At 60.2% G+C, this 18,234-nt stretch carries 15 protein-coding genes; 4 read left to right on the forward strand and 11 right to left on the reverse strand.

Annotated elements, in window-relative coordinates; genetic code table 11:
• Window positions 1-99: 99 nt before the first annotated feature.
• Window positions 100-453: a hypothetical protein gene (locus A7K61_RS26175; RefSeq protein WP_047710698.1), complete on the reverse strand. Its 354-nt coding sequence runs from the start codon at window positions 451-453 to the stop codon at window positions 100-102.
• A 482-nt stretch (window positions 454-935) separates the two neighbouring features.
• On the opposite strand from A7K61_RS26175, the gene A7K61_RS26180 reads away from it, so the two are divergent.
• Entirely contained in the window at window positions 936-5,804 is a 4,869-nt protein-coding gene (locus A7K61_RS26180; protein ID WP_032892132.1) for an NAD-glutamate dehydrogenase, read from the forward strand.
• Window positions 5,805-6,000: 196 nt separating this feature from the next.
• Here the strand turns inward: A7K61_RS26180 and A7K61_RS26185 are convergent, their stop codons facing one another.
• The 3 genes from A7K61_RS26185 to A7K61_RS26195 all read right to left on the reverse strand — a co-directional run bounded on the left by A7K61_RS26185 (window position 6,001) and on the right by A7K61_RS26195 (window position 8,902).
• Entirely contained in the window at window positions 6,001-6,687 is a 687-nt protein-coding gene (locus tag A7K61_RS26185; protein ID WP_044273433.1) for a GntR family transcriptional regulator, read from the reverse strand.
• 16 nt (window positions 6,688-6,703) lie between these two features.
• A complete protein-coding gene (locus tag A7K61_RS26190) occupies window positions 6,704-7,405 on the reverse strand; it encodes a FadR/GntR family transcriptional regulator (RefSeq protein ID WP_069558662.1) in 702 nt (233 codons plus the stop codon).
• 171 nt (window positions 7,406-7,576) lie between these two features.
• Window positions 7,577-8,902 (reverse strand): C4-dicarboxylate transporter DctA, encoded by a 1,326-nt coding sequence (locus A7K61_RS26195; RefSeq protein WP_169855370.1) that lies wholly within the window; start codon window positions 8,900-8,902, stop codon window positions 7,577-7,579.
• A gap of 215 nt (window positions 8,903-9,117) precedes the next feature.
• On the opposite strand from A7K61_RS26195, the gene A7K61_RS26200 reads away from it, so the two are divergent.
• Window positions 9,118-9,747, forward strand: a complete 630-nt coding sequence (locus tag A7K61_RS26200) for a DNA-3-methyladenine glycosylase I (protein ID WP_069558663.1) — start codon at window positions 9,118-9,120, stop codon at window positions 9,745-9,747.
• Between the two features lie 150 nt (window positions 9,748-9,897).
• On the opposite strand, the gene A7K61_RS26205 is transcribed toward A7K61_RS26200, so the two are convergent.
• The 5 genes from A7K61_RS26205 to A7K61_RS26225 all read right to left on the reverse strand — a co-directional run bounded on the left by A7K61_RS26205 (window position 9,898) and on the right by A7K61_RS26225 (window position 14,827).
• On the reverse strand, window positions 9,898-10,299 hold the full coding sequence (locus A7K61_RS26205; protein WP_069558664.1) for a cupin domain-containing protein: 402 nt from the start codon (window positions 10,297-10,299) through the stop codon (window positions 9,898-9,900).
• Window positions 10,300-10,383: 84 nt separating this feature from the next.
• Window positions 10,384-11,817, reverse strand: coding sequence for a PLP-dependent aminotransferase family protein (locus tag A7K61_RS26210; protein WP_044273436.1), 1,434 nt, complete (start codon window positions 11,815-11,817; stop codon window positions 10,384-10,386).
• A 70-nt stretch (window positions 11,818-11,887) separates the two neighbouring features.
• Window positions 11,888-12,655 carry an SDR family oxidoreductase gene (locus A7K61_RS26215; protein WP_044273437.1) on the reverse strand — a complete coding sequence of 256 codons (768 nt, stop codon included), beginning with the start codon at window positions 12,653-12,655 and terminating at the stop codon, window positions 11,888-11,890.
• A gap of 21 nt (window positions 12,656-12,676) precedes the next feature.
• Window positions 12,677-13,744: a phosphotransferase family protein gene (locus A7K61_RS26220; RefSeq protein ID WP_044273438.1), complete on the reverse strand. Its 1,068-nt coding sequence runs from the start codon at window positions 13,742-13,744 to the stop codon at window positions 12,677-12,679.
• A gap of 129 nt (window positions 13,745-13,873) precedes the next feature.
• A complete protein-coding gene (locus A7K61_RS26225; RefSeq protein WP_069558665.1) occupies window positions 13,874-14,827 on the reverse strand; it encodes a 2-hydroxyacid dehydrogenase in 954 nt (317 codons plus the stop codon).
• A 287-nt stretch (window positions 14,828-15,114) separates the two neighbouring features.
• Between A7K61_RS26225 and A7K61_RS26230 the strand changes: the two genes are divergently transcribed.
• Window positions 15,115-15,447 carry a hypothetical protein gene (locus A7K61_RS26230; RefSeq protein ID WP_047710703.1) on the forward strand — a complete coding sequence of 111 codons (333 nt, stop codon included), beginning with the start codon at window positions 15,115-15,117 and terminating at the stop codon, window positions 15,445-15,447.
• A 12-nt stretch (window positions 15,448-15,459) separates the two neighbouring features.
• Here the strand turns inward: A7K61_RS26230 and A7K61_RS26235 are convergent, their stop codons facing one another.
• A complete protein-coding gene (locus A7K61_RS26235) occupies window positions 15,460-15,873 on the reverse strand; it encodes a hypothetical protein (protein ID WP_078467510.1) in 414 nt (137 codons plus the stop codon).
• A 90-nt stretch (window positions 15,874-15,963) separates the two neighbouring features.
• The gene (locus tag A7K61_RS26240) at window positions 15,964-16,464 is read right to left on the reverse strand and encodes a DUF4822 domain-containing protein (protein WP_047710704.1); all 501 of its coding nucleotides are present in this window, start codon (window positions 16,462-16,464) and stop codon (window positions 15,964-15,966) included.
• A 413-nt stretch (window positions 16,465-16,877) separates the two neighbouring features.
• Between A7K61_RS26240 and A7K61_RS26245 the strand changes: the two genes are divergently transcribed.
• Entirely contained in the window at window positions 16,878-18,155 is a 1,278-nt protein-coding gene (locus A7K61_RS26245; protein WP_044273440.1) for a serine/threonine transporter, read from the forward strand.
• Window positions 18,156-18,234: the final 79 nt, after the last annotated feature.

Here is an 18,234-nt window from a genome sequence, read left to right on the forward strand (position 1 = left end):
GGCCGTTACCGCAGCAATGGATATGTACAAATCCAACTGTGTTGACTGTCAGGCCGCCTTCGCGAGCAAGCCAGCTCCCACATGGGATCTACGGTGCATTCAGATCCGAATGAACGTGCCGGTGCCTGTGAGGATGTTCTGCAGCGTTTCCTGCACTTCGGCCATGTCTGCCGCAGCGGTGCTGTGGGCGATCTCCAGTTGGTCCTTACCACCCAGGGCATCGGCATCGCCAGCCGCCAGTTCGATCAATAAGGTGGTGTCGCCCAACGTCACTTTCAGCCCGTCGAGGGTCGAGGGTTCGTAGTCCCAGGTCAGCTCCACTTCATCTTCATCCGGATAACGGGTGAGCATGAACATTTCGCCGTTCTTGCCGTGACAGCACAGCATGGCCATGTTGTCTTCTTCGTCGTCGCACGGGGTGGCCATCAGGGCGTCGGTTTTCAGCTGCAGCATGGGGAAATCCTGTGTAGGGGAGGGCAATTGTGCCACCGCGGCGAATTTTGTGCTTCATCCTGTGTCGGAAGTCAGGCATGACCTGACGGACCGGATCGGTCATTTCTGGTACTGATGGTGTGCAAAGTAGCAAGATTTTCTACCGAAAATCCGGGGTTGCCCAAGTTGCAACCGACACCCTGCTTACCGATGACCGAATATGTCGCAGCGTCGCAAGCAGCGCTCTTCCTACACTCGTTAAGCTGCGCAACGGATGTGCCCTGTGCCTGGCGCCTGACCTGCCCGTCGTATCGTCACCTGGCCATGGGCATACCGTATGGAAGTTGTATGTGACCTGACTGTCTTGTCCAGCTTCACCCACCTGTCGCCCTGATTCGTTTATGGTGCTTGTCAGCACACCAGCGAACAGAGCTGACGGTCTCCCCGCAAGGGGACAACACGCGACGCTTTCATCAATAACAAGCCCAAGCGGAGTACCACAGATGGCGTTCTTCACCGCAGCCAGCAAGGCCGACTTCCAGCATCAACTGCAAGCGGCACTGGCGCAGCACCTCAGTGAACAGGCACTGCCACAAGTGGCGCTGTTCGCTGAACAATTTTTCGGCATCATTTCCCTGGACGAACTGACCCAGCGTCGCCTTTCCGACCTGGCCGGTTGCACCCTGTCTGCCTGGCGCCTGCTTGAGCGCTTTGATCACACCCAACCGCAAGTGCGGGTCTACAACCCCGATTACGAACGTCATGGCTGGCAGTCGACCCACACCGCGGTTGAAGTGCTGCACCATGACCTGCCCTTTCTGGTGGACTCGGTACGCACCGAGCTGAATCGCCGTGGCTATAGCATCCATACCCTGCAAACCACCGTGCTCAGCGTGCGTCGTGGCAGCAAGGGCGAGCTGCTGGAAATCCTGCCCAAGGGCACCCAGGGCGAAGGCATCCTGCAAGAATCGCTGATGTACCTGGAGATCGACCGCTGCGCCAACGCCGCCGAACTGAACGTGCTGAGCAAGGAGCTTGAGCAGGTGCTGGGCGAAGTGCGCGTGGCTGTGGCCGATTTCGAACCGATGAAAGCCAAGGTCCAGGACCTGCTGGCCGGTATCGACGCCAGTGCGTTCGCCATCGACGGCGAAGAAAAAGCCGAGATCAAGAACTTCCTCGAATGGCTGGTGGGTAACCACTTCACCTTCCTGGGCTACGAAGAGTTTGTGGTACGTGACGAGGCGGACGGCGGTCATATCGAATATGACGCCAGCTCCTTCCTCGGTCTGACCAAGCTGCTGCGTGCCGGCCTCACTGCCGAAGACCTGCGCATCGAAGACTACGCCGTGGCCTACCTGCGTGAGCCGACCGTGCTGTCGTTCGCCAAGGCCGCCCACCCAAGCCGCGTGCACCGCCCGGCTTACCCGGACTATGTGTCGATTCGCGAGATCAGCGCCGACGGCAAGGTCATCAAGGAACACCGTTTCATGGGCCTGTATACCTCTTCGGTGTACGGCGAAAGCGTGCGGGTGATCCCTTATATCCGTCGCAAGGTCGCGGAAATCGAACGTCGTTCGGGCTTCCAGGCCAAGGCGCACCTGGGTAAAGAGCTTGCCCAAGTGGTTGAAGTATTGCCCCGTGACGACCTGTTCCAGACCCCGGTCGACGAGCTGTTCAGCACCGTGATGTCGATTGTGCAGATCCAGGAGCGCAACAAGATCCGCGTGTTCCTGCGCAAAGACCCGTACGGTCGTTTCTGCTACTGCCTGGCCTACGTGCCACGGGACATCTATTCCACCGAAGTGCGCCAGAAGATCCAGCAAGTGCTGATGGACCGTCTGAAGGCTTCGGACTGCGAGTTCTGGACCTTCTTCTCCGAGTCCGTGCTGGCCCGTGTGCAACTGATTCTGCGGGTTGACCCCAAGAACCGCCTGGACATCGACCCGCTGCAACTGGAAAAAGAAGTGGTTCAGGCCTGCCGCAGCTGGCAGGACGACTACGCCAGCCTGGTAGTGGAAAGCTTCGGCGAAGCCCAGGGCACCAACGTGCTGGCGGATTTCCCCAAAGGCTTCCCGGCTGGCTACCGCGAGCGTTTCGCCGCGCATTCGGCTGTGGTCGACATGCAGCACCTCAACAGCCTGACCGAAGCCAACCCGCTGGTGATGAGCTTCTATCAGCCGCTGGGCCAGGTTTCCGGCCAGCGCGAGCTGCATTGCAAGCTCTACCACGCCGATACGCCGCTGGCGCTGTCCGACGTGCTGCCGATCCTGGAAAACCTCGGCCTGCGTGTGCTGGGCGAGTTCCCGTATCGCCTGCGTCACGCCAATGGCCGTGAGTTCTGGATCCATGACTTTGCGTTCATCGCCGCCGAAGGCGTGAACCTGGATATCCAGCAACTCAACGACACCCTGCAGGATGCGTTCGTGCACATCGTGCATGGCGATGCGGAGAACGATGCGTTCAACCGCCTGGTCCTCACCGCCGGCCTGCCATGGCGCGACGTGGCGCTGCTGCGTGCCTATGCCCGTTACCTGAAGCAGATTCGCCTGGGCTTCGACCTGGGTTACATCGCCAGCACCCTGAACAACCACACCGACATCGCCCGCGAGTTGACCCGGTTGTTCAAGACCCGTTTCTACTTGGCGCGCAAGCTCACTGCCGACGACCTGGAAGACAAGCAGCAACGCCTGGAGCAAGCGATCCTCAGCGCCCTGGACGACGTCCAGGTGCTCAACGAAGACCGCATCCTGCGTCGCTACCTGGACCTGATCAAGGCCACCCTGCGCACCAACTTCTACCAGACCGATGCCAACGGCCAGAACAAGTCGTACTTCAGCTTCAAGTTCGATCCGCGTGCCATCCCTGAGCTGCCCAAGCCCGTGCCGAAGTTTGAAATCTTCGTGTACTCGCCACGGGTCGAAGGCGTGCACCTGCGCTTTGGTAACGTGGCCCGTGGCGGCCTGCGCTGGTCCGACCGTGAAGAAGACTTCCGCACTGAAGTGCTCGGCCTGGTAAAAGCCCAGCAAGTGAAGAACTCGGTGATCGTGCCGGTAGGCGCCAAGGGTGGCTTCCTGCCGCGTCGCCTGCCACTGGGCGGCAGCCGGGACGAGATCGCGGCCGAAGGCATCGCCTGCTACCGCATCTTCATCTCCGGCCTGTTGGACATCACCGACAACCTGAAAGACGGCGCCCTCGTGCCGCCGGCCAACGTCGTGCGCCATGACGACGATGACCCGTACCTGGTGGTGGCGGCGGACAAGGGCACTGCGACCTTCTCCGACATCGCCAACGGCATTGCCATCGACTACGGCTTCTGGCTGGGCGATGCGTTCGCTTCCGGTGGTTCGGCCGGTTACGACCACAAGAAAATGGGCATCACCGCCAAGGGCGCGTGGGTGGGTGTGCAGCGTCACTTCCGTGAGCGCGGCATCAACGTGCAGGAAGACAGCATCACCGTGGTGGGCGTCGGCGATATGGCCGGTGACGTGTTCGGTAACGGTTTGTTGATGTCGGACAAACTGCAACTGGTCGCAGCGTTCAACCACCTGCATATCTTTATCGACCCGAACCCGAACCCGGCCACCAGCTTCGTCGAGCGCAAGCGTTTGTTCGAACTGCCGCGTTCGGCCTGGACCGACTACGACACCAGCATCATGTCCGAAGGCGGCGGTATCTTCTCGCGCAGCGCGAAAAGCATTGCCATCTCGCCACAGATGAAAGAACGCTTCGACATCCAGGCTGACAAGCTGACCCCGACCGAACTGCTCAACGCCTTGCTCAAGGCGCCGGTGGACCTGTTGTGGAACGGTGGTATCGGTACTTACGTCAAGGCCAGCACCGAGAGCCATGCCGATGTGGGCGACAAGGCCAACGACGCGTTGCGCGTCAACGGCAACGAGCTGCGCTGCAAGGTAGTGGGCGAGGGCGGTAACCTCGGCATGACCCAGCTGGGGCGTGTGGAATTCGGCCTCAATGGCGGCGGCTCCAACACCGACTTCATCGACAACGCCGGTGGCGTGGATTGCTCCGACCACGAAGTGAACATCAAGATCCTGCTCAACGAAGTGGTGCAGGCCGGTGACATGACCGACAAGCAGCGCAACCAGCTGCTGGCGAGCATGACCGACGAAGTCGGCAACCTGGTGTTGGGCAACAACTACAAGCAGACCCAGGCCCTGTCCCTGGCCGCGCGCAAGGCTTACGAGCGTGCTGCCGAGTACAAGCGCCTGATGAGCGACCTGGAAGGCCGTGGCAAGCTGGACCGTGCCATCGAGTACTTGCCCACCGAAGAGCAGCTCACCGAGCGCGCCTCCAGCGGCAAGGGCCTGACCCGTCCGGAACTGTCGGTGCTGATTTCCTACAGCAAGATCGACCTCAAGGAAGCGTTGCTCAAGTCGCTGGTACCGGATGACGAGTACCTGACCCGTGACATGGAGACCGCGTTCCCACCGAGCCTGGTGGCCAAGTTCGGCGAAGCCATGCGTCGCCACCGTCTGAAGCGCGAGATCGTCAGCACCCAGATCGCCAACGACCTGGTCAACCACATGGGCATCACCTTCGTTCAACGACTCAAAGAGTCGACCGGCATGAGCCCGGCGAACGTGGCGGGCGCGTATGTGATCGTGCGGGACATCTTCCATCTCCCGCACTGGTTCCGTCAGATTGAAGCCCTGGACCACCAGGTTTCCGCTGACGTGCAACTGGAGCTGATGGATGAACTGATGCGCCTGGGCCGTCGCGCTACGCGCTGGTTCCTGCGCAGCCGTCGCAACGAGCAAGACGCCGGGCGTGACACCGCGCACTTCGGTCCGCACCTGGCCGCGCTGGGCCTGAAGCTCGACGAACTGCTGGAAGGCCCGACCCGCGAAGGCTGGCAGAACCGCTACCAGGCCTACACCCAGGCCGGCGTACCGGAGTTGTTGGCACGCATGGTTGCAGGCACTACCCACCTGTACACCTTGCTGCCGATCATCGAAGCCGCCGACGTGACCGGGCATGACGCCGCCGAAGTGGCCAAGGCCTACTTCGCCGTCGGCAGCGCCCTGGACCTGCCGTGGTACCTGCAGCAGATCAGCGATCTGCCAGTGGCCAACAACTGGCAGGCCCAGGCCCGCGAAGCCTTCCGCGATGACGTGGACTGGCAGCAACGGGCGATCACCATCTCGGTCCTGCAAATGGCCGATGCGCCACAAGACATGGAAGCCCGCGTGGCCCTGTGGCTTGAGCAGCACCAGGACATGGCGGATCGCTGGCGCGCCATGATGGTGGAAATTCGTGCTGCAGTGGGCACGGACTACGCCATGTACGCGGTGGCCAACCGTGAGTTGCTGGACCTGGCGTTGAGTGGTCAGTCGGTGTTGCAACCGGCTTGATGCCTCGCTAAACCAAAAGCCCCCGTATCGTGAGATGCGGGGGCTTTTTATTGGCACACCATTTATCAAACAACAAGGGGCAAGTGTGGGAGCGGGCTTGCTCGCGAATGCGGTGCATCAGACACGTATGTGTTAACTGACTCACAGCATTCGCGAGCAAGCCCGCTCCCACATTTTGATCTTCGTACGCTCGAGGTTAGTGGTGTTTGAGTAATTTGCGCTCTAGGTGATCCAGGTGTTGCGTCATCAGCGCTACTGCGGTGGTGGAGTCGCGCTGTTCCACGGCATCCACAATCGCCACATGCTCCTGCCACGCGCAATAGGTGCAGGCCTTGGCTTCAAATTGCGCAATGATCAACGACGTCAACGGCACCAGGCTGTTGAGAAACTGGGCCAGTGGCGCATTGCCGGCCATGTGCGCCAGTTGCAGATGAAACTCTCCGGAAAACCGGATCGCCGGCCCCCGCTGGTCACGCTCAATGGCGTCGCGCTCCTGGGCAATCAGCTCGCGCAGTTGGCGAATCTGCATCGCGGTGGCCTGGGCGCAGGCCAGTTGCACCACGGTGATCTCGGTTAGGCGCCGGGCTTCCAGGATCTGCCGTGTGTGCTGGGCATCCGGCGCGGCGACCTGGGCGCGCTGGTTGGGGCGCAGGATGACCACTTGCTGATGGGACAGCTTGGCCAGCACCCGGCGAATTACGCTGCGGCTCACGCCAAAGAGCTCGCCCAGGCCTTCTTCGGTGAAGCGGCTGGCGGGCGCAATGCGTTGCTCAAGGATGGCGTCGAACAAGCGTGGGTAGATGTCGTCCACCGAGGGCTTTTTTTCGGGCGTCCAGCGTAAGGACGTGAGGGTGCAATTGCGTTGCAGGGCGTGAGCGTTCATGGCCGGTCTCCGAAAATCAACTGCCCAGATGGTCGTCCGGGATATTCAAGCGAATGCCCATGCGCAGGCCTTCCTGCAGGATGTGCCGGCGCATTTCGGCACTGGCCAGGGCGCTGTTCTTGTTGCGGATAGCGCGTACCACGGCTTCGTTTTCTTGCAGGCGTTCGGCCAGGTGTTCTGGCGAGTTGCGCAACACCTGGGCGCTTTGTTTGAGCGCGGTGCTGGTTTGCTGCACCACGTTCTGAAAGATCGGGTTGGAAGTCAGGGCGAACAGCTCTTCATGGAAGTCGATATAGGCGTTCATGCCGGCTTCGGCATCGCCTGCATCGAGAGCCTCGCGCATGTCCATCAGGGTCAGGCGCAGTTGGCCGATTTCCTTGCTGCTGATGGACTGGGCCACCAGGCCGACGATGAAAGGTTCGAGGGTGTAGCGCAGTTGCAGGATGTCCTCGAGGCTGGCATCGGCCACGGCGTCGCTCGATTGCGGCTCGCTGACGCTGGTTTCCAGCACGACCACGCCTTTGCCCGGCATGGAGCGCACCAGGCCGAGGGTCTCCAGCACGATCACCGCCTCGCGCAGGCTCGGGCGACTGATGCCCAGCTGTTCGGCCAGTTCACGCTGGCCAGGCAGCATTTCACCGCGGCGCCACTGGCCTCGCGCCAAGGCGGTGCGCAGTTTTTCTACCACTGAATTGACGACGGTTGAGGTGCTGATCACGTCGTGCGCTCCTTGATGTTGTTCATACGATTGCCAAGCGGGCGGTGGTCAAAATGTGGGAGCGGGCTTGCTCGCGAATACGGTGTGTCAGTCACTGGATTTGTAAGCTGAACCACCGCTTTCGCGAGCAAGCCCGCTCCCACATTTGATCTGTGCCGCTCATAAGAGGGGTTAGAACTCCTGATGCGCCGGCAGCACCGGCTTCTTGGCCTGGAAGGCATAGCCTTGCTGGCCGTCGAGCACCTTGTTGGCGCGCTGGATATCAATGTCTTTTTCCCAGCGCGCAATTGCCACGGTGGCCACGCAGTTGCCGATCAGGTTGGTCAGCGCCCGACCGATGCCCATGAACCAGTCCACCGCCAGCACCAACACCAGGCCGACCACAGGAATCGCCGGGATCGCCGTGAGCGTTGCCGCCAGAATCACCAATGCCGAGCCTGGAATGCCATGGGCGCCCTTGGAGGTGATCAACGATACCAGGAGGATGGTCAGCAAGTCGGTCATCGACAGCGGTGTGCCGGTGGCGTTGGCGATAAACACGATAGCCAGGGTCAGGTAGATGGAGAAACCGTCGAGGTTGAACGAGTAGCCTGTGGGAATCACCAGGCCCACGGTGGAGCTGCCGATACCCAGGTGTTCCAGCTTGCGCATGATCTGTGGCAACACCGCATCCGACGAAGCGGTGCCCATCACGATCAGCAGTTCTTCACGCAGGTACTTGAGCAGCGGCAACATGCGCAGGCCCGACAGGCGCATCACCAGCCCGAGGATCACCGCCACGAAGGCAAAGCAGGTCAGGTAGAAAAGCCCCACCAGGCTGCCCAGGTGTTGCAGCGAGTCCAGGCCATAGGTGCTGGTGGTGAAGGCGATGGCACCGAATACGCCAATCGGCGCCAGGCGCACGATCATGCCCATGATGCGGAAGATCACATGGCTCAATTCGTTGATCAGCCGCGAGATGCCGCTGGCCGCTTCGCCCACCAGGTTCAGCGCGCTGCCGAACAGCACCGAGAACAACAGCACTTGCAGCACGTTGTTATCGGCAAAGGCGCCGACCACCGAATTGGGGATCAACTCCATCAGGAACTGGCTGGTGCCGCGGATGTGCTGGCCCTTGTCGGCCAGTTCATTCAAGCCAGCGGAAGAGAGTTGCTCCAGGTGAATATTGGCGCCGCTACCAATGCCGGTGCTGAAGGCCATGATCAGGCCGAGCACCAGGGCGACGGTGGTCAGCATTTCAAAATAGATCACCGACTTGAGGCCGATGCGCCCGACCTTCTTCAAGTCGCCCGCGCCGGAAATACCGCTGACCACCACGCAGAACACGATCAGGCCAATCAGCATTTTGATCAGCTTGATAAAGCCGTCACCCAAGGGTTTGAGTTGCGAGGAGAATTCGGGAAGGGCCAGGCCGCAGGCGATGCCGAGCATCAGGCCAATCACGACTTGCAGGAAAATCGAACGCGAGCACCATCTGAGCATGGGAGGGATCTCTATTCGGTGCCCTGGTGGTTCCAGGGCTTAATTGTTGTGGTCTTACCGGTAAGTCCAGTGCGGGGCCAGTCTACGCTCGGTTTTTTTCAAATCACAAGCAAATATTTGGCGGTTGGCAGGTCCCGGTCTGACCAGTTGGTCGGTAAGCACGATGCTTGAGCGGTTGGCGGGGATTAATTTTTTTTGCGTATCATCGCCTTCGGCATACGAGGTGACGGATGGACCAACCAGGGCTGACAACCGACCAAGCAGGGCGCGTGTATTGCGCTTGGCGCACCGCAGCGCCTGCGTACCTGCATTACCACGACCACGAGTGGGGCGTGCCGGTGGCGGATGACATCGCGCTGTACGAGAAGATCTGCCTGGAGGGTTTTCAGGCGGGGATGGCGTGGATCACCATCCTGCGCAAGCGCGAAAACTTTCGCCAGGCGTTCGAGGGCTTTGATTTTTGCCGGGTGGCGCAGTACGGCGAGGCGGACACCGAGCGGTTGATGAGCGACCCGGGCATTGTGCGCAACCGGGCGAAGATCGTCTCGGCTATCAACAATGCACGCCGGGCCTGTGAACTGGTGCAGGAAACCGGCTCGCTGGCGCGCTGGCTGTGGGCGTTTGAGCCCTGCGCAGAAGAGCGGCCGGCAGTGGTGGATATGGCTTACTGGACGGCCAATCCAACGTCACCCGCTTCGTTACGGTTATCCAAAGCCTTGAAGAAGCGCGGCTGGACCTTTGTCGGTCCGACCACGATGTATGCGTTGATGCAGGCGATGGGGATGGTCAATGATCATCTGGAGGGTTGCGAGTGCCGCACGCGCATTGAACACCTACGGCGCCAGTTCAAACGCCCCTGAATCACTGGCAGAGCAGAGTAAAACTGTGGGAGCGGGCTTGCTCGCGAAAGCGGTAGCTCAGGCAGCACATCTGTGACTGGCATACCGCATTCGCGAGCAAGCCCGCTCCCACACAAGCCCGCTCCCACAGGGGTTTTGTGGTGTTGCTGATTATTTGGGAAGCGGGGTAAGTACCTCAGCCTTTTCATCCAGCACCATCACCACCAGCAGTTTGGCCGGTTGGGTCTGGCTGGCATTGCTCGACTCAAAATGCCGCGAGCCGGCCGGTTCGTAGAACGATTGCCCGGCTTTGTAGGTAATCGCCTTTTCATCATTGACCCGCGAGGTGATCTGGCCTTCGAGCACATACGCCACGGCGGTGCCGGTGTGGCTGTGGGGCACGGTGGCTTGGCCGGGGGCGTAGTCCACGGTGAGCATGGTGGTTTTCTTGCCCGGCACGTTGGTCAAGGCGTGCTCTTGCAGCACCTTGAGCGTTTCCTGGTTGTAGACCGGGTCGTGGGCAAATGCACTGAGGGAGGCGAGCATCAGTGTGGCAGCGAACAAGCGTTTCATGATGAGGGTTCCATCGAGTTCAAGACCGCTTCACCCTACGCCGCAGAGGGCCCGCCACCAATGACCAATGCGCCGGAAAACCGCCTAGCCAATCTGCAAGAGAATATCGCGAACCTTGTCCAGCGCCGGGTCAATGTCCAGGGTCTCGATGGCGCCGAACCCCAGAATCAGCCCCGAGCGCACCGGCAGGTCGTGAAAGAACACATCCAGGGGGTACAACCCCACCTCGACCTCACGCGCCCGTTCCATCAGTAAGGGAATATTCACCGGCACCTTGCACAGTGCCGCCAGGTGAAAGCCCGCCACCGTCGGTACTGCCTCGAACCACGGCGACAGATCGCCCGCCAGACGCTGGAGTATGCGTTCGCGACGCCCCGCATAGAGGCTGTGACAGCGACGAATATGCTTGAGCAGGTAACCTTCACTGATGAACTTGGCCAGTGCCCACTGCGGCAAGGTAGCGCTGTGCTGGTCGGTCAATTTCTTGGCCTTGAGCACCGCACCGTAGATGGCCGGCGGCAGCACCGCATAGCCCAGGCGTAACTCCGGCGACAGGGTTTTGGAGAAGGTGCCGACGTAGGTAACCACGCCTCGGGTATCCATGCTTTGCAGGGAGTCAGTGGGGCGGCCTTCGTAGCGGAATTCGCTGTCGTAATCGTCTTCAATGATGATCGCGCCGAGCGCAATGGCGCGGTCCAGCAGGGCCTCGCGCCGCGCCTGGCTCATGGGCATGCCAAGGGGGAATTGGTGGGACGGCGTCACATAGATCAGGCGGGTGCCATCCGGGATCTGGTCGACCTGCAGGCCTTCTTTGTCGACGGCCACACTGGCAACATTGGCGCCCATCGCGACGAACAATTGGCGTGCGGGGCTGTAGCCTGGGTCTTCCATCGCGACCAGGCTGCCGGGCTCAAGCACCACGCGGGCAATCAGGTCCAGCGCCTGCTGTGCGCCGTTGGTGACCACGATATCGCCGGCCCCGCATTTGACCCCGCGAGAAAACGCGATATGTCCGGCGATGGCTTCGCGCAGGGCGGGCACGCCTTCTGGCTGGCTGTAAAAACCACTGTTCTGGGCGATACGACGCAACGCATCCTGGGTGCAACGCCGCCATTCGTCCTGGGGGAAGTGGTGGCGTGTGGTCGCGCCGCCGATAAATTCGTAGCGCAGGATGTCTTCACGGGCGGGGTGGCCCATGGGCGAGGGCAATGCCGCCCATTTCCCCAGGTTGGCGGCGCACGCCAGGTCGGTGGCGGTTTGCACGCGATCGGGTTGTGGCGCCCACGCGTTGACGAAGGTGCCGCGGCCGATCTTGCCAATCAGCAGGCCTTCGTAGGTCAAGGTGGCGTAGGTGTCGGATACCGTCTTGCGCGAGATGCCCAGTTGTTCGGCGAGCAGTCGGCTGGGGGGCAGTTGCGCGCCCGCCGACAGCCGCCCGGTGGCGATGGCTTGGCGCAATTGCTGATAAAGCTGGGCAGCCAGGTCCTTGCGGCCGGTAATGACGAGGTGCAGTTCCATGTTTCATCCTGGGACAGATCGATCTGCGCCAAGGTTACGCGCAAATCGATCTGAAAAAACCCAGGTGAGGTCAGGACAAGAAGCCACCGTCCACGTTGAGCGAAACGCCCGTGGTGTAGCTCGATGCGTCACTGGCCAGGTACAACACCGCGCCGGCCATTTCGCTGGGGTCGGCCACGCGCTTGAGCGGGATCTGCGCCAGGGCAACTTTCAGGATCGAATCGTTCTTGACCAGCGCCGAGGCGAACTTGGTATCGGTCAGGCCCGGCAGCAACGCGTTGCAACGGATACCGAACGCCGCGCACTCCTTGGCGAATACCTTGGTCATGTTGATCACGGCGGCCTTGGTCACCGAGTAGATGCCCTGGAACACACCCGGCGAGATGCCGTTGATCGAGGCCACGTTGATGATGCTGCCGCCGCCGTTCTCGCGCATCAGCTTGCCGGCTTCCACCGACATGAAGAAGTAACCACGGATATTCACGTCGACGGTTTTCTGGAACGCGCCGAGGTCGGTGTCCAGTACGTTGCAGAACTGCGGGTTGGTGGCGGCGTTGTTGACCAGAATATCCAGGCGGCCGAACTGTTCGCGAATGCCGGCGAACACCTGGGTGATCTGCTCCATTTCACCAATATGGCAGGCAATGGCCGTGGCTTTGCCGCCGTCGGCGATGATCGCATCAGCCACGTGCTGGCAGCCGTCCAGCTTGCGGCTGGAGACAATCACATGGGCGCCTTGTTGGGCCAGTAACTTGGCGATGGCCTCACCGATGCCACGGCTAGCGCCGGAAACAAACGCAATCTTGCCGTCGAGGTCGAACAGGTTGGTCTTGGACATGAGGGTTCCTTGTAGTTGCACTCAGAGCGCTGATTTGCCGATGACATTCAGGCTCATCTGCTCCAGCAGCTTGTTCATGTGAATGAACTGCGCAAAGCGTTTGTCCTGGGTCTGGCCATGGAAGAAGCGGTAGTAGATCTGCTGCACAATCCCGGCCAGGCGGAACAGGCCGTAGGTGTAGTAGAAATCGAAGTTATCGACCTGGATGCCGGAGCGCTCGGCGTAGTAGTCGACAAACTGGCGGCGGGTGAGCATGCCGGGGGCGTTGCTCGGCTGGCGGCGCATCAGTTGCACCGGGGCCGGGTCCGCGGCCTCGATCCAGTAGGCGAGGGTGTTACCCAGGTCCATCAGCGGGTCGCCCAGGGTGGTCAACTCCCAGTCCAGCACGCCGATGATCTGCATCGGGTTGTGCGGGTCGAGGATCACGTTGTCGAAGCGGTAATCGTTGTGCACGATGCTGGAGGTGGGGTGATCGGCTGGCATCTTGTCGTTGAGCCAGGCGCGTACCGCCTCCCACTTTGGCGCATCGGGCGTCAGGGCTTTTTCATAGCGCTCGCCCCAGCCGCGAATCTGCCGCGCCACATAGCCTTCGGGCTTGCCCAGGTCGGCCAGGCCGCAGGCGGTGTAATCGACCTGGTGCAACTCGACGAACTTGTCGATAAAGCTCTTGCACAAGGCTTCGGTGCGGGTGGCGTCCAGGCCCAGTTCAGCCGGCAGGTCGGACCGCAGGATGATGCCGTTGACGCGCTCCATCACATAGAACTCGGCGCCGATCACCGATTCATCGGTGCAGTGCACGTAGGCTTTGGGGCAGTACGGGAAGCCATCTTTAAGCTGGTTGAGAATGCGGTATTCGCGGCCCATGTCGTGGGCAGACTTGGCCTTGTGGCCAAACGGCGGGCGACGCAGCACAAATTCCTGGCCTGGGTATTCCAGCAAGTAGGTCAGGTTCGACGCACCGCCCGGAAACTGGCTGATGGTGGGCGTGCCATCCAAGCCCGGGATATGGGCCTTGAGGTAGGGATCGATCAGGCTGGCATCAAGTTCTTCGCCTGGGCGTATCTGGGTCGATTGGTCGTTCAGCGCCATGCTTATCCCTTCTGCTTATTCTAAAGGCCTTGGACTATTTCCTAATCTAATGCGCACAGCCGCCCAGCGACAAGGTCGGGGCGGCTTAATAGGTTAGCGTGTTGAAGCGTGATCAGCGTGCCTGATCGGTCATTTTGCAGGCGCTGGCAAGGCCACCGGTGTAAGCACGGGGCGGCCGGCGAAGTATTCCACCAGGTTGTCAGCGACGCGCTGCACCGTGTCATGGACCGCTTCCGGGGACAGCCCGGCCACGTGGGACGTCAGCACGGTATTGCTCAGGCGCTTGAGGGCATCGGGCACTGCGGGTTCGTCGTCAAACACGTCCAGCGCGGCGCCGCCGATGCGTCGCTGTTCCAGCGCGGCGACCAGGTCGGCGGTCACCACCACGCTGCCGCGGCCAATATTGACTAGAAAACCGTGCGGCCCCAGGGCGTCCAGAGCGTGGCGGTCGATCAGGTGGCGAGTGCTGGCACCGCCGGGCGTGGCCAGCACCAGGAAGTCCGAGGTGCGCGCCAGCTCCACGGCCGTCGCACAGTAGGTGTAATCCACGTCATCGCGGGGTTGGCGGTTGTGATAACTCACCTCCATGCCGAACCCCAGGGCGGCGCGCCGGGCAATCTCCATGCCCACCGCGCCCAGCCCGACAATCCCCAGGTGTTTACCGCTGAGGGAAGGGCGCATCACCTTCGGCCATTCGCCGCGCCGTACCGCCGTATCTGTCTGGGGAATGCCACGCACCAGCGCCAGCAACAATGCCATGGCGTGATCGGCCACCGAAGGGGCGTTCACGCCGGCGCCGTTGGTAACCACAATCCCACGGTTGCTCGCCGCCTGCAGGTCCACATGCTCGTAGCCGGCACCGATCACGCAGATGATCTCCAGCAGGGGCAGCGCGGCGATTTCCTCGGCGTACAGCCCCAGCGGGCCACGGGTCAGCACAGCCTGGATCTGCCCACCATGGCTCTTGATCGCCTGGGCGCGTTCAGCGGGCGTCGGCGCCAGGATCACATGAAAGTCACTGCTTTCGATGATTTGCAGGTATTCGTTGATGGTTTCAACCAGGACCAGAACAGTGGTGGGCATCGCAAGGCTCTTCCTGAAGGGTTTGAGAGCATGAGTATGCGGGATTTGTAAGACAGAGCGTTTTATTGCGGTGGAAAAATTTCTTCGCTCGTAAGGCCTGTCTGATTTTACAGGCCGTCCATCCGCGCCCGCTTTTTTGCGCAAGGAAAACCTTGGAAAGTGATGGAGTTCTCCCACTGCATTGGGGCCAGCCATGGCAAACTCAGCCGCTGGGTACGGATAGAGCTCAGCGCTGGTGCTATTCATGGTCACCCGATTTCTGAACAGGAATTCAGGAGGTTAACAAATTGATCTCGCTTAACTTTACCGGTGGCACAGTCACCCATGACGATCTGTCGCACCTGCAGGATATTGCAGTGGCCAAGCAGGTCGATCTGTTAAAGGAAGATATGCTCCAGGTGGAGTTCGCCGGGGGATTGTTACTGGATGTGGGTTGGTACCCAGAATTTGATGAGGCGGGTGGTTTTCGGATAAATGTCATCAAGAACTCTGACTGGGACGTCCCACTTATGGCGCTGACGGCCCACGAAACCTCTGAATTGTTAGAAAAACTGGCTATTGCGCAGAACGCCATACAAAGCGAGCTGCGCAATCCAAACCTGGGCACCTCGGCCACTTAGCGAGTGCGCCAGCTACTGCGCAGTCCCCGTTTGCCGTGCCTGGGCTCGCTCTCTTTGCGCGATCGGCATGAAATCGTATGTCGGGAAGAATTCTGTCTTGTAGACACCCCACGCCGTGTTCTCGATGGCCAGGTTGACTTGAGCCAGGCGCGACGCCGGTAAACGCAGCACGATGACTTGCCCGATGCCCATGGTGATATTCCAGCTGACGACTTCGACACCTTCCGGCGGGAAGACTTTGTGAAACTCCTGCTTGGCCAGCTGGGCTTTCAATTCGCTGAGCGGTCGTGATTGGTCGTGTTTAAGAAACACGGTCAACATGACGGTGTTATCGGGCGTGGCGGCGATGTTTTGGGTGGGCAGTGTCGTGCTGGCCTGTACCGTAGTTGCGCTGGGTAACAGCACGGCTGCCAGCAGTGCAGGCATTAATAGCGATTTGAATGAAATATATGGACTCATCATAAAGTGCCTCGTTTGTTGTTGGCTTTTATGGCTGGATATAAAGAAGGTGTTTAACTAGTTTGACATGTGAGTCTTTATCGGCCCTGTGTAAGGGGCATGTACAACGTAAATTCTAACGGGAGGGTTGGTCGCTACCATGTCGCGAGGGACTTCGCGAGAATACGTGAACTCGGTGCTGTCCAGTTTTTCCAGCCTTCTGACGATGGTGCGGTGCGGGCCAAGGTCGGGCACCAGGATGTGGGTCTGTTTGTCGCCAGTGACCAGGAAATAGCCGCCCCCGCCGTCGGGGTGTTTCGAGCGCCCCGTATCGGTGTAGAAGAACTCATAACGATTGCGCTGCGGGTCCCACATCGATATACCCACCACGCCGGGGTACTGGGCCTTGACGTCGTTTTCTGGCTCGCCCTCTATATAGACTTTGGTGGTCAGCCACTGGGGCGAGGAGGCCAGGGCACGTATATCCGCGTCGGGTTCAACAGGCTTGGCGTAAGTGGCAGGCGCGCCTAATAAGCCTGCAAAGAGCAGGCCGGTAACTGCAAGGGTGAGTCTTCGCATTGTCAAACTCCTTGAGCGTTGACTAAGTGTTGTTATCGTCTTTTTGGTTGGTGCGCGAAAATATTAGTTCGTGGATTTGTACGCGCTCAATAGCTGTGTATGGTTCTGTAACAGTTGAGGTGTTGTATGAGTAATAATATGTTTTTGAAGGAGGTTAATTCTGAACTTGTTGTCGGACTCTTCTTGTATGTTGAGTGCGTTAAAGGGAAAGAGCTATTTTTCGTACGACTCCTCAGTCATCCAAATCCTCCCTCAGTGCGGCCTCTGAACGGCTGCACCGCCTAACCATTGCTCAGCTAAGTCTTTGCTTCTCCAAGAGAATCCCGGACAATCCGGCCCTTGTTTCGGCCAGGGCGCTGCCTGTCAGGTTTTTCTGACTCGTGCTGGCCGTGTGAATGCGGAGATCCGACCGGATGAATGATCAGGCCAATAGCGTCGACGAACGCTATGCAACGACACCTGCAACGCTCACAAGCTGGAGCCGCCAGGACACTACCTGGATGCTCGGGCTATTCGGTACCGCCATTGGCGCCGGTACTTTGTTCTTGCCGATCAACGCGGGCCTGGGGGGCTTCTGGCCGCTGGTGATCCTGGCGTTGCTGGCCTTCCCGATGACGTTCTTTGCCCACCGTGGGCTGACCCGTTTCGTGCTGTCCGGCCGTGAAGGTTCCGACATCACCGACGTGGTTGAAGAGCATTTCGGTATCAAGGCCGGTGCGTTGATCACCTTGCTGTACTTCTTTGCAATCTTCCCGATCCTGCTGATCTACAGCGTGGCGCTGACCAATACCGTCAGCAGCTTCATGGAGCACCAGTTGCATATCCTGCCGCCGCCTCGGGCGATCCTGGCGTTTGTGTTGATCCTGGGGCTGCTGGCCGTGGTGCGTTGTGGTGAGCAGGTGATCGTCAAGGCCATGAGCCTGATGGTGTATCCGTTTATCGTCGCCTTGCTGTTCCTGGCCGTGTACCTGGTACCGCACTGGAATGGTGGCATTCTCAGCACCGCGAGCGAAGTGCCGGCCCCCTCGGCGTTGCTTAACACGCTGTGGCTGGCGATTCCGGTGATGGTGTTCTCGTTCAACCATTCACCGATCATCTCGGCCTTTGCGGTTGACCAGAAGCGCCAGTACGGCGCACACGCCGAGGAGCGCAGTTCGCAGATCCTGTCCCGCGCGCACTTGCTGATGGTGGCGATGGTGCTGTTCTTTGTGTTCAGTTGCGTGCTGACCCTGTCGCCCGCGCAGTTGGCCGAAGCGAAAGCGCAGAACCTGTCGATCCTGTCGTATCTGGCTAACCACTTCGATAACCCGACGATTGCCTTTGCCGCACCGTTGATTGCGTTTGTGGCGATTGCCAAGTCCTTCCTGGGCCACTACATCGGTGCCAGCGAGGGCCTCAAGGGCCTGGTGGTCAAGACTGGCCGCCGTCCGGAGCCCAAGACCCTGGACCGCATGACCGCCGCCTTCATGCTGGTGGTGTGCTGGATCGTCGCCACGCTTAACCCGAGCATCCTCGGCATGATCGAGACCCTGGGTGGGCCGGTGATCGCGTCGATTCTGTTCCTGATGCCGATGTACGCCATCCGCAAGGTGCCGGCCATGGCCAAGTACCGTGGGCAGGCGTCGAATGTGTTTGTGACGGCAGTTGGTTTGGTTGCCATTACGGCGTTGGTGTATTCGCTGGTTGCATGAGCCCTGATGCGGTCTATCTGACTGTCCAGGATAGGTATCTACACTACATTGTGGGCTGTAGCAGCAAACGGTAACCACG

Source organism: Pseudomonas sp. AP42, from assembly GCF_001728935.1.
GTDB classification, from domain to species: Bacteria; Pseudomonadota; Gammaproteobacteria; order Pseudomonadales; family Pseudomonadaceae; genus Aquipseudomonas; species Aquipseudomonas lactis.